At 54.4% G+C, this 14,067-nt stretch carries 10 protein-coding genes and 5 tRNA genes; 11 read left to right on the forward strand and 4 right to left on the reverse strand.

Annotated elements, in window-relative coordinates; genetic code table 11:
• The first annotated feature begins 32 nt into the window (after nt 1–32).
• The 10 genes from ACT3TR_RS10300 (at nt 33) to ACT3TR_RS10345 (ending at nt 9,767) form a co-directional block, all read left to right on the forward strand.
• Nucleotides 33–1,826: a tetratricopeptide repeat protein gene (locus tag ACT3TR_RS10300; RefSeq protein WP_444625266.1), complete on the forward strand. Its 1,794-nt coding sequence runs from the start codon at nt 33–35 to the stop codon at nt 1,824–1,826.
• Between the two features lie 128 nt (nt 1,827–1,954).
• On the forward strand, nt 1,955–2,602 hold the full coding sequence (gene lolB / locus ACT3TR_RS10305) for a lipoprotein insertase outer membrane protein LolB (RefSeq protein ID WP_096278828.1): 648 nt from the start codon (nt 1,955–1,957) through the stop codon (nt 2,600–2,602).
• A 24-nt stretch (nt 2,603–2,626) separates the two neighbouring features.
• Complete coding sequence (ispE, locus tag ACT3TR_RS10310; RefSeq protein WP_444625265.1) at nt 2,627–3,499, forward strand: 4-(cytidine 5'-diphospho)-2-C-methyl-D-erythritol kinase; 873 nt, start codon at nt 2,627–2,629, stop codon at nt 3,497–3,499.
• A gap of 30 nt (nt 3,500–3,529) precedes the next feature.
• Nucleotides 3,530–3,604 (forward strand) — tRNA-Gln (locus tag ACT3TR_RS10315).
• Between the two features lie 58 nt (nt 3,605–3,662).
• Nucleotides 3,663–4,604 (forward strand): ribose-phosphate pyrophosphokinase, encoded by a 942-nt coding sequence (locus ACT3TR_RS10320; protein WP_176483380.1) that lies wholly within the window; start codon nt 3,663–3,665, stop codon nt 4,602–4,604.
• Between the two features lie 96 nt (nt 4,605–4,700).
• Nucleotides 4,701–5,345, forward strand: a complete 645-nt coding sequence (locus tag ACT3TR_RS10325; protein WP_444625264.1) for a 50S ribosomal protein L25/general stress protein Ctc — start codon at nt 4,701–4,703, stop codon at nt 5,343–5,345.
• A 184-nt stretch (nt 5,346–5,529) separates the two neighbouring features.
• Complete coding sequence (pth, locus tag ACT3TR_RS10330) at nt 5,530–6,117, forward strand: aminoacyl-tRNA hydrolase (RefSeq protein ID WP_096278822.1); 588 nt, start codon at nt 5,530–5,532, stop codon at nt 6,115–6,117.
• A 114-nt stretch (nt 6,118–6,231) separates the two neighbouring features.
• A complete protein-coding gene (gene ychF, locus ACT3TR_RS10335; RefSeq protein ID WP_096278819.1) occupies nt 6,232–7,323 on the forward strand; it encodes a redox-regulated ATPase YchF in 1,092 nt (363 codons plus the stop codon).
• A 140-nt stretch (nt 7,324–7,463) separates the two neighbouring features.
• Nucleotides 7,464–9,587, forward strand: coding sequence for a cation:proton antiporter (locus ACT3TR_RS10340; protein WP_096278817.1), 2,124 nt, complete (start codon nt 7,464–7,466; stop codon nt 9,585–9,587).
• 103 nt (nt 9,588–9,690) lie between these two features.
• A tRNA-Met gene (locus ACT3TR_RS10345) sits at nt 9,691–9,767 on the forward strand.
• Nucleotides 9,768–9,866: 99 nt separating this feature from the next.
• Here ACT3TR_RS10345 and ACT3TR_RS10350 read toward each other — a convergent pair.
• Nucleotides 9,867–11,186, reverse strand: coding sequence for a M18 family aminopeptidase (locus tag ACT3TR_RS10350; RefSeq protein ID WP_444625263.1), 1,320 nt, complete (start codon nt 11,184–11,186; stop codon nt 9,867–9,869).
• Between the two features lie 138 nt (nt 11,187–11,324).
• Between ACT3TR_RS10350 and ACT3TR_RS10355 the strand changes: the two genes are divergently transcribed.
• Complete coding sequence (locus ACT3TR_RS10355; protein ID WP_444625262.1) at nt 11,325–13,433, forward strand: carboxy terminal-processing peptidase; 2,109 nt, start codon at nt 11,325–11,327, stop codon at nt 13,431–13,433.
• 247 nt (nt 13,434–13,680) lie between these two features.
• On the opposite strand, the gene ACT3TR_RS10360 is transcribed toward ACT3TR_RS10355, so the two are convergent.
• From ACT3TR_RS10360 to ACT3TR_RS10370, 3 genes are all read right to left on the reverse strand, one after another.
• Nucleotides 13,681–13,756: transfer RNA gene (locus ACT3TR_RS10360), tRNA-Asn, on the reverse strand.
• Nucleotides 13,757–13,814: 58 nt separating this feature from the next.
• Nucleotides 13,815–13,890, reverse strand: a tRNA-Asn gene (locus ACT3TR_RS10365).
• Nucleotides 13,891–13,972: 82 nt separating this feature from the next.
• Nucleotides 13,973–14,048 (reverse strand) — tRNA-Asn (locus ACT3TR_RS10370).
• Nucleotides 14,049–14,067 lie beyond the last annotated feature (19 nt).

Genomic DNA, 14,067 nt, shown 5'->3' on the forward strand with positions numbered 1-14,067 from the left:
GCTGAGCATTCGGCCACTTAATTGAGAGACGCATGCGACTTCGCTCTACATTACTGGGCACCACATCGATGGGCTCTATTTTAAGGGGTTCGACCCTATTATCCATGACCGCTGCTGCGCTGCTGCTAAGCGCCTGCCAATCGGCACCCAGCTCGCAGGATGGACCGCTAGGCCCATGGACAGACGATCCAATGCGCACCGCGCCGCCGATCACCCGCGGGCTCGATGCGGCAGGGCTCAGTGCACTGCTAGGGGCAGAGCTTGCTGGCCAGCGAGGCGACTACCGCTACGCCAGCCAAGGTTATCTGGATGCCGCGCAGCGCTACCAAGAGCCTGCGCTCGCTGAGCGGGCGACGTTCGCCGCCCGCTTTGGCAATGAAACCTCTTTAATAGAAGCCTCTGCACTGCGCTGGCGCGAGCTGGCGCCTCAAGCAGAAACACCTAATCGCCTACTGGCGGCTTTTTCACTGCAGCGCGGTGATTGGCTCGACAGCCTAGCCCAGCGGCTTTCAATTACTGAAGCAGGCGGCCACGGCGATTTAACCGCCTTTGCAGAGATTGCCGTCGCTGAAAATGCGCCATTAACGTTAATCGCCCAGCAGTTGCGCGACCACCTAGCCCAACCCAATGCCGCGCAATTAGAGCATCACAGCGATGTAGTGCTGGCGACCGCATTGATTGAAGCGGCGCTTGGCGACACCGCCAGCGCTCAGCAGCGGCTTGACCAAGTAGAAGCACTCGAACCTGAGTCCGCCGCGCTATGGCTCGCGAAAGCGCGGCTAGCCTTTGAGACAGGTAATCTTAAAGCGGCTCAGCAAGCTGCCGAGCAGGGCCTTAGCTTGGCCCCTGACGATGTCCGCTTTATTTTGCTATTAGCGCAGGCGGAAATTCGGCTTAGCAATATCAGCGCTGCCGAAGTTCAAACGGATGCGCTGCTAGAAAGCCATGGCGGCAATCAAGAGCTGCGTTTAGCCCTCGCCCAGCTTTATTTTGAAGAGGGCCACCCCGCCCCCGCCCAACGTTTACTCCAGCCGCTGATCGGCCAACCCGACGTACCCAACTTAGCGTATTACCTGCTGGGCGCCATCACCCAGGAGCAGGGCGATATCGACAACGCCCTGCTGTATTACCGTCAAGTCAGCGAGGGCGATGAATTTATGCCCGCGCGTGCGACAGCGGCCCAAATGCTACTTGAAGAAGACCGCCTGCTTGATGCCCGCGCCTTTCTACGCATTGAACGAATGCGCTCGGAGCGTTATTTCACTGAGCTGGCAATGCTCGAAGTGCAGCTGCTGGATGAAGCGAATCAGCGAGAAGATGCTGCAGCGCTGCTAGATCGAGAAATAACACGCACGCCTGACGACGAAGCGCTACTTTATATGCGAGCAATGCGCCGCTGGGGAACGGGCGACATTGCCGGCATGGAAAGCGACTTACGCCAAGTGCTGGTCACTGACCCAAACAATGCCGAAGCGCTTAATGCACTGGGCTACACTCTGATTGAGTTAAATCTGCCTGACCGCCTGGAAGAGGCCTTTGAGTTTATTGAACGTGCCTATGAGGCAGAGCCCAGCAATCCTGCCGTACTCGACAGCATGGGCTGGGCCTACTACCGCCTTGGCAATTTAGAAGAAGCATTATCTTGGTTAGAAAGCGCCTACGCGCAACTACCGGACCAAGAGGTCGGGGCGCATTTAGCAGAAGTACTCCAGGCGCTAGGGCGTGATGAAGAAGCGCGCCGAGTTCTCCAGCAAGTCATGCAGCGAACCGATCGGCATCCGCTAATTGACGAGCTACTGCAGCGTCACCCGGAGCTAACGCCTTAACAAAAATCATCAATGACACGTTAAAATCAACGTGCTGACTGAGAAGGGTATTGATCAATAATGGTACCCTACTCCTTACACTAAAAAATTCATCTTGCACTTACCCTTATTTAACATGGAGCCTGTTTATGCTGACAATGACGTCCCTTTCATCCCGCCTTCCGCTTTCTCTTCCTTCTTCACGCCTCTGGCTGACGGGCATGGCGCTGCTGTTACTCGCTGGCTGTGCATCCCAAGGCCCCATCGATGAAAGCGGCCGCCAATCCGGCCAGTGGGAGCGCCAACAGGCCGACGTTGAAGCGTTTGATACTTGGACACTGGTAGGCAAGGCTGGCCTGCGCACACCGGAAGAAAACATAAGCGCCAACCTTGACTGGAACCAGCACCCCCACTATTTCCGCATGCTGATCAGCGGCCCTTTTGGCGGCGGACGCAACGTGCTTGAAGGCCGTGAAGGACGTTTTTCACTCTCCAACAGCGACGGACGTTTTGAAGCTGAAACGCCCGAAGCGCTCATGGAGGAACAGCTTGGCTGGGCACTACCGGTCAGCGCCATGCCCGACTGGGTGCGCGGCCTACCCGGTGAACATGGCAGTTATCAAATCGAAACCGACGAACTGGGCTTTCCCAGCCATCTGACTCAAGACGGCTGGGAAATCGATTACCGGGACTGGGAAAGAGTCGATGAACTATGGCTGCCCCGCCGGCTAGTCATGCACTATGACGACGTTCGCATCACCCTAGTGGTGAATCAATGGCAAGCCAGCGGCGAGTAATTAAGCGCATGCAAAAGAGCCTAAATGATCGCATCACTAACGCTACCAGCACCGGCAAAGCTTAATCGAATGCTGCATATTGTGGGCCGTCGTGAAGACGGCTATCACAGCTTGCAAACGCTATTCCAGATTATTGACCTCTGCGACCATATTACCTTTACGCCTCGGCATGATGGTGAAATCCACCTCACCAGTGAGGTTAGCGGCGTTGATCACGAGGACAACTTGATCGTGCGCGCCGCGCGACTACTGCAGCAATATAGCAGCTCGCATCTGGGTATTACTCTAGACGTTGAAAAACGCCTGCCGATGGGCGGTGGACTGGGCGGCGGCAGCTCCAACGCAGCGACTGTTTTGGTGGGGCTCAATCATATTTGGCAATTAGGCTTGTCTCTTAACGCGTTAGCCGAGCTCGGACTGCAGCTGGGAGCCGACGTACCGGTTTTTGTGCATGGGCACACCGCTTGGGCAGAAGGCGTTGGTGAACAACTTACCCCGGTCACGCTTGATGCTCCGTGGTTCGTGATTATTCATCCGGGCATTAGCGTCTCTACTCCCAGCGTCTTCCAAGACCCGCAATTGACACGTGACAGCCGCCCCATTACTATGGCGCGCGCACTGCAGGGGGGAGCACCGGAGTGGCGCAACGACTGTGAAGCCGTCGTAAAGAAGCGTTATCCGCCGATTGCGGAAGCGCTCGACTGGCTCGAACAGTATGCGCCTAGTCGCCTAACCGGCACGGGTGCCTGTTTGTTTGCTGCGTTTCAGACGCAACAGGCCGCACAGGCAATCGCTCATTTGTCAGCTAAACGCTGGCCTACGTGGGTAGCGCACGGACTCAACACCTCCCCCCTACATGATGACTTGGGCTATTTCACAAAAGCTCTGGGCAGCTGAAAGCGCTCTGTCATCGCAATCGTTTATTGTTGGGGTATCGCCAAGTGATAAGGCATCGGTTTTTGGTGTCGGCATTCCCAGGTTCGAATCCTGGTACCCCAGCCAACCTAGGGTTGGTCAGCGTTTTATCCCCCGATCCCCAATACTGCAAAGGTGGCTGCGCGTGTCAAAATTGATGGTTTTCACTGGGAACGCCAATCCCGAGCTCGCTCAAAAAATTGCCGAGAGCTTGGACAGCCGGATGGGTAACGCCACGGTGGGTCAATTTAGCGACGGCGAAATCGCAGTCGAGATCAATGAAAATGTACGTGGCAAGGACGTTTTCATTCTGCAGTCTACCTGTGCACCGACAAACGATAATTTAATGGAGCTGATTCTGATGGTCGATGCTCTTCGTCGCGCCTCAGCAGCCCGCATCACTGCGGTACTCCCCTACTTTGGCTATGCACGCCAGGACCGTCGCGTACGCTCCGCTCGCGTGCCTATTTCTGCCAAAGTCGTTGCCGACATGATGGTTAAAGCAGGCGTTGACCGCGTGATGACCATGGATCTGCACGCTGACCAGATCCAAGGCTTCTTCGACGTACCGGTCGACAACGTGTATGGCTCACCCATCCTGCTGGATGACATTGAGCGTCAGAATTACAGTGACTTAGTCGTTGTTTCTCCAGACGTAGGTGGCGTTGTTCGCGCTCGCGCCATCGCCAAACAGCTAAATGCCGATCTTGCCATTATTGATAAGCGTCGCCCTCAGGCTAACCAAGCCCAGGTGATGCATATCATTGGTGAGATTGAAGGCCGCACCTGCGTCGTCGTCGACGATATGATCGACACCGCAGGCACGCTATGCAAAGCCGGTGAAGCGCTTAAAGCGCATGGCGCCAAGCGCGTTGTGGCTTATGCAACTCATCCAATTTTGTCTGGCCCTGCGGTCGACAACATTACCAACTCCGTACTGGATGAAGTGGTGGTGACCGACACTATCCCGCTTTCTGACATTGCACGTCGTAGCGGAAAAATTCGCCAGTTGAGCGTTGCCGGCCTGATCGCAGAAGCGATTCGTCGCGTCAGCAACGAAGAATCCGTCAGCGCGATGTTCCACTAATCGTCTGACGATATAGCCCCCTTTTGGGGCCACGGAAACGCTGTCATCTGGTCGCGGTCGGCAGCGCCTTCCTTACTTAAACTAAGAGGCAATTCCATGTCTGATTTCATCCTAAAAGCTAGCGTTCGTAACGACCTGGGGAAAGGTGCGAGCCGCCGCCTGCGTCGTGCGAACCAGCAAGTGCCAGCCGTTGTATACGGTGGCGAGAAAGGCGCGCAGTCTATCTCTGTAGAAAAAACAGCTTTCTACAAAGCGATCGAAGACGAGACTTTCTTCTCTTCAGTGATCAAGCTAATGATCGACGGCAAAGAAGAGCAGGTTGTTGTTCGTGATCTGCAGCGCCACCCTTTCAAGCCGTTGTTGACCCACGCTGACTTCCTGCGCGTTGATGCTACTCACGAAATCACCATGAACGTGCCGCTGCACGTCACGGGCGAAGAGAAATGTGTCGGTATCAAAGATCAAGGCGGCGAACTTCACGTACTGTCCAACGACATTGCGATCAGCTGCTTGCCGAAAGATCTGCCTGACTTCATCGAAGTCGACATCGCAGCGGTTGAGCTGGGTACGACGCTACACTTGTCAGACCTCACCATGCCGGCCGGCGTCACTTCTGTTGACCTGTCTCACGGTGAAGAGCACGACAATGCCGTACTAAGCATCTCTAAAGTAAAAGAGCGTGCTGAAGAAGAAGAAGAAGCCGGTGAAAGCGAAGGCGAAGCAGGTTCCAGCGCCGAGTAAGTACCCTGTTAAGCACTCTATTGGGGCCATGCCTGCATGGCCCTCGTGATGCTGACATGATGTTAAAATCAAGCGCCTCGGCGCTTGATTTTTTTTGCGGCAAGCCACCACTGGTAGCCGCCCTTCGGGCCGCCGCTTACGCGACGCCGAAAATTTCTTCTGGAAATTTTTTGGAGGTGGGAAGATGAGCCAGGTAAAGGCCATTATTGGGCTAGGCAACCCAGGTGCTGAATATGAAGCCACGCGACATAACGCCGGCTTCTGGCTAGTCGATGCCATTGCGCAAATTGCCCACGGTGAACTGCGCCCGGAAAAAAAGTTTTTCGGCCACTATGCAAAAGTGCGGATGGGCGAGCATGAGCTACATCTACTCAATCCCGCTACCTTTATGAATCGCAGTGGCGCCGCCGTGGCAGCACTGTGTCAGTTTTTTAAGCTTACGCCTGAAAACTTACTGGTCGCTCATGATGAGCTCGACCTGCCTCCCGGCCAGGCACGCTATAAAACCGGTGGTGGGCACGGCGGACATAACGGGCTGCGCGACATTATCAGCGCATTAGGTGATCAGAAGCAGTTTCATCGCGTACGGATTGGCATTGGCCATCCCGGTGAAGCACGCCAGGTGACCAATTATGTTCTAGGGCGCCCCGGCAAGGCCGAACAAGAAGCCATTGTTCGCGCCACAGATGAGTGCATCGCCACCCTGCCATTAGCACTATCAGGCGACTGGGCAAAAGCCATGAATAAGTTACATAGCCTTAAGCCAGAGTAAGCTTTCGAAAGGCCATCGTTAAGTCGGTGGCTGACGGCTAGCGCATCTCGTAGAATAGCGATTACTTTCACGCCTCACCGCCTTATTTACACAAACACTTTTCAGGAACATTTTATGGGTTTCAACTGCGGCATCGTCGGTCTGCCCAACGTCGGCAAGTCCACACTGTTTAATGCACTGACAAAGTCAGGCATCGATGCAGAGAACTTCCCCTTCTGCACCATTGAGCCGAACGTGGGTATCGTTCCGATGCCGGACCCGCGTCTCGACAAGCTTGCTGAGATCGTCAAGCCGCAAAAAGTACTGCCGACCACGATGGAGTTTGTCGACATTGCCGGCCTGGTCGCGGGCGCCTCCAAGGGCGAAGGTTTAGGCAATAAATTCCTGGCCAATATTCGTGAAACCCAAGCCATCGCTCATGTTGTGCGTTGCTTCGATAATGACAACGTCATTCACGTAGCCAACCACGTCGACCCACGCGCCGATATCGAAACGATTAACCTCGAGCTCGCCCTTGCCGATCTCGATACCGTTGAAAAAGCCAGCCAGCGCCTCGTTCGCTCGGTGAAAGGCGGCGACAAAGATGCAATTGCTACTAAAGCAATCCTAGACCGCATTCAGCCGCACGTAGCGGAAGGGTTTCCTTTGCGCAGCTTTGGCTTGAGCGAAGAAGAACAGCGCCAGGTGAAGAGCTTTGGCTTCTTAACGCTGAAACCCACCATGTACATCGCTAACGTCAACGAAGACGGCTTCGAGAACAATCCCTATTTGGACATTGTTAATGAAATCGCCGCTGAGGAAGGCGCACTCGTGGTACCCGTGTGCAATCAGCTGGAAGCTGAAATCGCCGAGCTGGACGATGAAGAACGCTCTATGTTCTTAAGCGAAATGGGCATGGAAGAGCCAGGACTGGATCGCGTCATTCGTGCAGGCTACTCATTATTGGGCCTTCAAACCTACTTCACCGCCGGCGTAAAAGAAGTCCGCGCATGGACGGTTAAAGAAGGCGCCACCGCCCCTGAGGCCGCCGGCGTGATTCACACCGACTTCCAAAAAGGCTTTATCCGCGCCGAAGTTGTCGCGTACGACGACTTTGTTTCGCTAAACGGCGAGCAGGGCGCCAAAGATGCCGGTAAATGGCGTCTGGAAGGCAAAGAGTACATTGTTAAAGATGGCGACGTAGTTCACTTCCGCTTCAACGTCTAATTGTCACGACGCCGCAGGCCCTAGGCGCATCAATGCGCTCAGGGCCGTGCGGCACGCCTGATAAACGATGTGCTTAAGAAAGCATCGCCTCAAGCCATCGATACTTGCCCCAGACTTTATCTGGCTGGAACGTATTATCCATGGAAATACTGTTCAATTTACTGATCCTGGGTAGCTTACTACTCTCCATTATTGCGTTTGTGCAGTGGTTCTCTGCGCGCACGGCCTTTCCTGAAGCGACATTATTGGCGCTAGTGGGCATGACGCTCGGCTTCTCATACGCCACCCTGTCAACACTGTGGCCAGAGATCCATCAGTTCGACCCGCTATTGACCGCATCACTACCTGCCGAAATCTACCTGTGGATATTCCTGCCTCCCTTGCTTTTTCAAGCGGCACTGAGTGTTGATGTCCGCGAAATGATGCCGGATGCGGCACCTATTTTGCTGCTGGCAGTGGTCGCTGTTTTTATTGCCACCGGTATGGTCGGCGTCTCGGTGTGGCTATTGAGCGGCGTGGCACTCTCGACCGGCCTGTTGTTGGGAGCGGTCATTGCGACGACCGACCCATCGGCAGTGATTGCGATTTTTCGCAGCGTGGGTGCCCCGGCACGACTGATACGCTTAGTTGAAGGAGAAAGCCTACTTAATGATGCTGCCGCCATTGCTATCGTTGGCGTGCTGGTGGCATCGCTCACCGGCAATGCCGCCGCTGCGACGTGGCAAGCAGGCGCCTGGGCCCTCGCGGCCGACTTCGGTGGAGGCCTACTGTTTGGCGCCGCGGCCGGAAGAATTGGCGCTGCTGTACTGGCATTTTTTGGCAATGATGGCAAAGCACAAACGGCGCTAACGCTTTCGTTGCCCTACCCCGTCTACCTTATTGGCGAAAGCATTGGGGTATCGGGCGTTGTGGCGGTGGTGGCCACGGGGCTAGTGCTCAGCGGGCTAGGGCGAACGCGCACTTCGCCCGCCAACTGGGCGTATTTACAGCTACTTTGGGCGCAAATTGCCTCGCTCGCTGGTGCCACCGTGTTCCTGCTAGCCGCACTGCAGGTGCCGAAAATGCTGGAGGGCATTACGCTTGCATGGCTACCAATGCTCGCCGTCGTTATCGTTGCGACCCTACTGGCCCGCCTAGTGGCTTTATTCGGCTTTTTGCCACTGCTCAGCCGGCTCAAACTTTCTGCCCCTATCAGCGCCAGCTACAAGCTAGCCATTACTTGGGGGGGATTGCGCGGTGCGGTGACGCTCGTGCTGGCCCTGGGCATAGCGGAGCAAACGGCACTCCCCGAACAGATCCGCCACTTCGTGGCTATTTTGGCTACCGGCTTCGTGCTATTCAGCCTATTAGTTAACGGCGCCAGCCTGCGCGGCGTTATTCGCTGCCTAAAGCTCAATAAGTTAAGCCACCACGACAGCGCTCTTCAGCAGCAAGCGATTCGTCTATCGACCACGGATGTCGAAAATGCTGTCAAGCGCACCGCGCACAATCTTCATATTGCTCCGTCAATCACTGAGGAAGTCATTGCGCGCTATCACCGCGACATGGCCATTGAAACGGCACCGCTCGATCTTGATCAAGCCCTTCCAGAGCGTGACCGAATGACCATCGCCCTGGTCACGCTGGCAATTCGAGAACGCGACCTTATTCCTCGCTACGGCAGCGGCGTCACCAGCATTCACAACCTGGATGCCATGATGCATAACAGTGGCAGAACTATTGATGCCGTCCGCTCAGACGGCCGTATTGGATACAACCGAGAAGCACGTAAAATTCTGGCCACCAGCCTCTGGCTAAAACCAAGCATCTGGCTCAACCGCCACCTACGCATACGCTGGCCGCTGTCGTGGCTGCTGACCAACCGTTTTGAGCTGCTGATTTGCCGTCGTGCCGCGCTTGAGGAGCTGCGCCACTACAATACGCAGCGGCTAACGCCACTCTTCGGTGAGCGCATGTGCGCCTTGCTCGATGAGATACTCGACGTCCGGATTACCGCGGTTGACCAGGCGATCCAGCAAACGGAAGCACAGTTTGGACCCCATGCGTATCGTCTCGAACAGCGCATGCTACGACTTTTTGCGCTCCGCCGAAGTACTGAGAGCATGGAAGAAATGGTACAAGACCGGCTAATTTCTCAGCAGGTCTTCGACGATGTTCAACGTGGCTTACATCGCGCCTGGCGCAATGCCCTTGATCGCCCGCATATTTCACACACTGCTGAAACGCCAGAAAAACACTCGAGCAGTGAGCCAAAACAAGAGTGAGTAAAAAGCACTATTGACCACGCTGGACAGGTTGCCGATATGATTCTTGGCACGAAGCAGTTGACGAGCGAAATATCTCTGGTATCATTCGCCCCCGTTGAAAGGCTACGTAGCTCAGCTGGTTAGAGCACATCACTCATAATGATGGGGTCCCCTGTTCAAATCAGGGCGTAGCCACCAAACGCATTTAAGCAGTACAAAAAAGCCCGCTGATCACATCAGCGGGCTTTTTGCTTTGCTATTATCTATTTAGGTTCTTACCTGCTTCGGCTACCTACGTCAGCTCAAGACCGCTCGATTTAGAAATAGCGTCAGCGCGCGAGTCAAGTGCTCAACGTCGTGAGTACCTGCCGTTTCCCGGATGGAGTGCATTGCCCATTGGGGGATGCCAACGTCAATGGTGGGAACACCTAACTCTGTGGCGGTAATTGGCCCAATCGTGCTGCCACAGCCCATATCCGCTCGCGTTACAAACGACTGTACCGGCACGCCCGCCTCGCGGCACACATCTCTAAATAACGCCCCTGTCACGCTATTGGTGGCATAGCGCTGGCTAGCATTCACCTTAATCACCGGGCCACCGTTAATCGCAGGGCCGTGACGCTCATCGTGCTTATCGCGGAAGTTAGGATGCAGTGCGTGAGCGTTATCACACGAAATCATGTAAGACGACTGAATCAACTGAATTAGCGATTCCTCACTGCCTTTATCACCCTCGCGGCCACCCACTTGAGCATTAATGCGCTTGAGCACATCTGCCAAAAATGGCCCTTGGGCGCCGCAGGCGCTAGCGCTTCCAACTTCTTCATGATCATTGGCTACCAATAGCGTGCCCTGAGCGCCATCGCAGGCCAACAGCGCTTCCAAACCAATAAAACAAGAAAGCAAGTTATCTAAGCGTGCGCTTGCTACCAGCTGCTGCTTTACGCCGACCAAAGACGGCGGCTGTACATCGTAAAAACTTAGTTCAAAATCAACGATCTCAATATCATTTAAGCCATGCTGCTCGCTTACCCATTGCGCCAACAGCTCGCTGAGTGTGGCCGTCTCACTCTGCATCAGCACGGGCGCCATCTGCGTTTGAGCATTCAGCGCGCGGCCGCTGTTCACATCGCGATCAAGGTGGATCGCTAGGCTCGGCACCATAGCAACCGGCTGATCAACGTTAAGCAGCACGCTTTCTAAGCGCCCATCGGCATGACGTACATGCACCCTGCCCGCTAATCCCAAATCCCGGTCAAACCATGGTGCTAACAACACGCCGCCGTACACCTGCACGCCCAGCTGTAGCCAGCCAGCAGACCGCTGCGTCGCGTTAGGTTTTAAGTGCAGCCCAGGACTATCGGTATGTGCGCCGATCATGCGCAGGCTGGTTAATTCAGACGCTGGCAGCTGAAAAGCAATAATCGCCGAGTCATTGCGGGTGACGTAATAGCGCTCGCCCGGCATCAACTGCCAATTTGCCTTCTCTTCCAGCCGCTGAAACCCAGCTTGCTCCAAGCGTGCTGCCATATTGCCTGCGGCATGCCATGGAGTCGGCGATCGGCGCAGAAAATCGCATAGACGCGTTAAACGATCAGCGTTGAAAGTCTCGGACATGGAAATCCTCATAACAGTAATGATTGAGTCTCATCGTGCAAACGACCTGCTACAATATCCCTCGGCCCTACGCAACTCATGGGTCATACGCGAGTCTAGGGAAGAATGAGTGTACACAAATCCGGGAGAGCTTGACTGATGAGCTTGTTTGCAACGCTTTCGCGTTCGGTCGCCCTAGCTGTCATGCTGGTTATTACCAGCCCAGCAGCATTAGCGCAACTTGAGCCGACCGACGAACAACGCCAGGCGGCTGTGGAAATCGCGGACTCACTCCGCTATGGCCACTATGCTGATATTAACTTTGATGAAGCGTGGTCAGAAGACGTCTTCCAGCGCTATTTAGACATTCTAGATAATCAGCGAGCTTACCTGTTACGTAGTGATATTGAGCCCTACCGTCACTTAGAATCCGACATGGCAGACGCTATTTTCAACGGCGACTTGGACGAGGCTTTCGCGTTATACGATGCATTCAGTGAGCGGCAGCGTTCGCGCTTGGAGTCACTGCTTGCACAGCTTGATGAAGGGCTAGACTTTAATTTTGAGAGCAATGAGCGTCTAGAGATTGATCGTGAAGACGCTCCGTGGGCTACGCGTCAAAGCGAGCTGGATGACCTGTGGCGCAAACGCCTCAAAAATGATGCCCTCACGCTTGCACTAACCGATCAGGATAACGAGCAGATTGAAAGCAACCTGCGTCAACGCTACGAAGGTCAGCTCACTCGCATAGACCAGACTGAACCCGAAGACGTTTTCGGCGTACTCATGGCGGCAGTCACTGGCAGCATTGAGCCGCACACTGGCTATCTTTCTCCTCGTCAAAGTGAGTCATTTGATATTCAGATGAGCCTTTCACTGGAAGGTATCGGCGCGCTGCTTCAATCTGACGGTGAATACGTCAAAGTCGCAAGCCTGGTGCCCGGCGGTCCCGCAGAACGCGCAGGCATCTTGGAGCCAGCAGATCGCATCATTGCTGTTGGCCAAGAAGACGGTGAGATGGTCAACGTCGTCGGTATGCGCCTGGACAACGTCGTTGATCTCATTCGCGGCCCTAAAGGCTCTGTCGTTCGCCTGGATGTAGTGCCGGCTCAGGCAGTTGATATGACGCGCTCACAAACCGTTGAAATTACTCGCGACACCGTTAGCCTTGAAGATCAAGCCGCTCACGGCGAAGTGATTGAGGTCGAACGCGACGGTGAGCCCCATCGCCTTGGGGTGATCAACGTACCTACCTTTTACGTTGATTTTGACGCATTCCAAGCTGGTGAAGAAGAATATCGCAGCACTACGCGTGACGTAGCGCGAGAAATCGATCGCCTCAAAGAAGAAGGCATAGAAGGCATTGTGCTGGATCTTCGCAACAACGGCGGCGGTGCACTGCAAGAGGCTAATTCGCTGATCGGACTGTTTATCGATCGCGGCCCAACGGTGCAAGTACGTGATGCTCAAGGCCGTATTCAGCTGTATGGCGATACTGAAGCCGGCACTCACTACGACGGCCCGCTAGGCGTTCTCGTCAACCGTCTCTCTGCTTCAGCGTCTGAAATCTTTGCGGGCGCCATACAGGACTATGGCCGCGGCCTGATTCTGGGTACATCAACGTTTGGTAAAGGGACGGTGCAAACGCTTAATGATCTAAGCCACGGGCAAATTAAGCTAACGCGCGCCAAGTTCTATCGCATTTCTGGCGACAGCACGCAAAATCGCGGCGTTGAACCGGACATTATTTTTCCGAGCTTGATTGACCCCGAACGGATTGGCGAAAGCAGCCTAGATAACGCGCTAGAGTGGGATACCGTACAAAACGTGCAGTATCGTCGCTATGGTGAGCCAGAAAACGTGCTGGACAAACTCATTGCCCAGCACGACACCCGGGCGCAGAACAATCCGAATTTCCGCTACCTGGAGCGCCAGTCAACGCTGGCCCGTCAACTACGCGAGCAGCACACCAGCGTGAGCTTAAATCGCGAGCAGCGTAAGCGCGAAATGGAAGCGCAAGAAGCCGAGCAACTCTCTCTTGAAAACCAGCGCCGTCGTGCACTGGGTCTTGATGAGCTAGACGAGTGGATGGATGCTCGCAGCGAAGGCGTAGAAGATGCGACAGAGGACTCAGATGCTGAGACTGAGAGCGAAGGCGAAGAAGACGAAAAAACGTCCGTCGATCGCGCTCATGTGCTTGAATCTGCAGAAATATTACTTGACTACGCCAAGCTCCAAGACAACCGCAGATTAGCCGCTAAACGCTAATTCATCAGGGCTAACGAACGTCGGCACCGTCAACGGGCCGGCGTTTTTTAATGGCTAAATTGACGACATCAAAACATTATTTAAAGCACTCAATCGTCACATACCCGTTTGCTAAACAGCATAAAACACCCTGGTGCCATTCGGCAGCGGGCTAAGATATAGCGATGCAGTTAATGAGGGATAAGAATACAGTACAGCGGAAAGGTTGCTAGCTTACCAAGACGTAAATGATGCGAGGCGTACTAGATGGCTCCTCGAACAGGACTCGAACCTGTGACCCAATGATTAACAGTCATTTGCTCTACCAACTGAGCTATCGAGGAATCTTGCGCTATCTTTAACGGTAAGCCGTCAGCGATAGTTAAATAAGGCAGTACAACTTGGCTCCTCGAACAGGACTCGAACCTGTGACCCAATGATTAACAGTCATTTGCTCTACCAACTGAGCTATCGAGGAACATAATAAGTTGTCGTGTTTAACACAGCGTTTTCAAAAATTTTGCCAAGTACTTTTTTGCCAAATACTTTACGCAAAATATTGGCTCCTCGAACAGGACTCGAACCTGTGACCCAATGATTAACAGTCATTTGCTCTACCAACTGAGCTATCGAGGAACTGCTCAAACACGGTGCG

It is taken from the genome of Halomonas sp. AOP12-B1-6, assembly GCF_052379225.1.
Lineage (GTDB): Bacteria > Pseudomonadota > Gammaproteobacteria > Pseudomonadales > Halomonadaceae > Vreelandella > Vreelandella casei.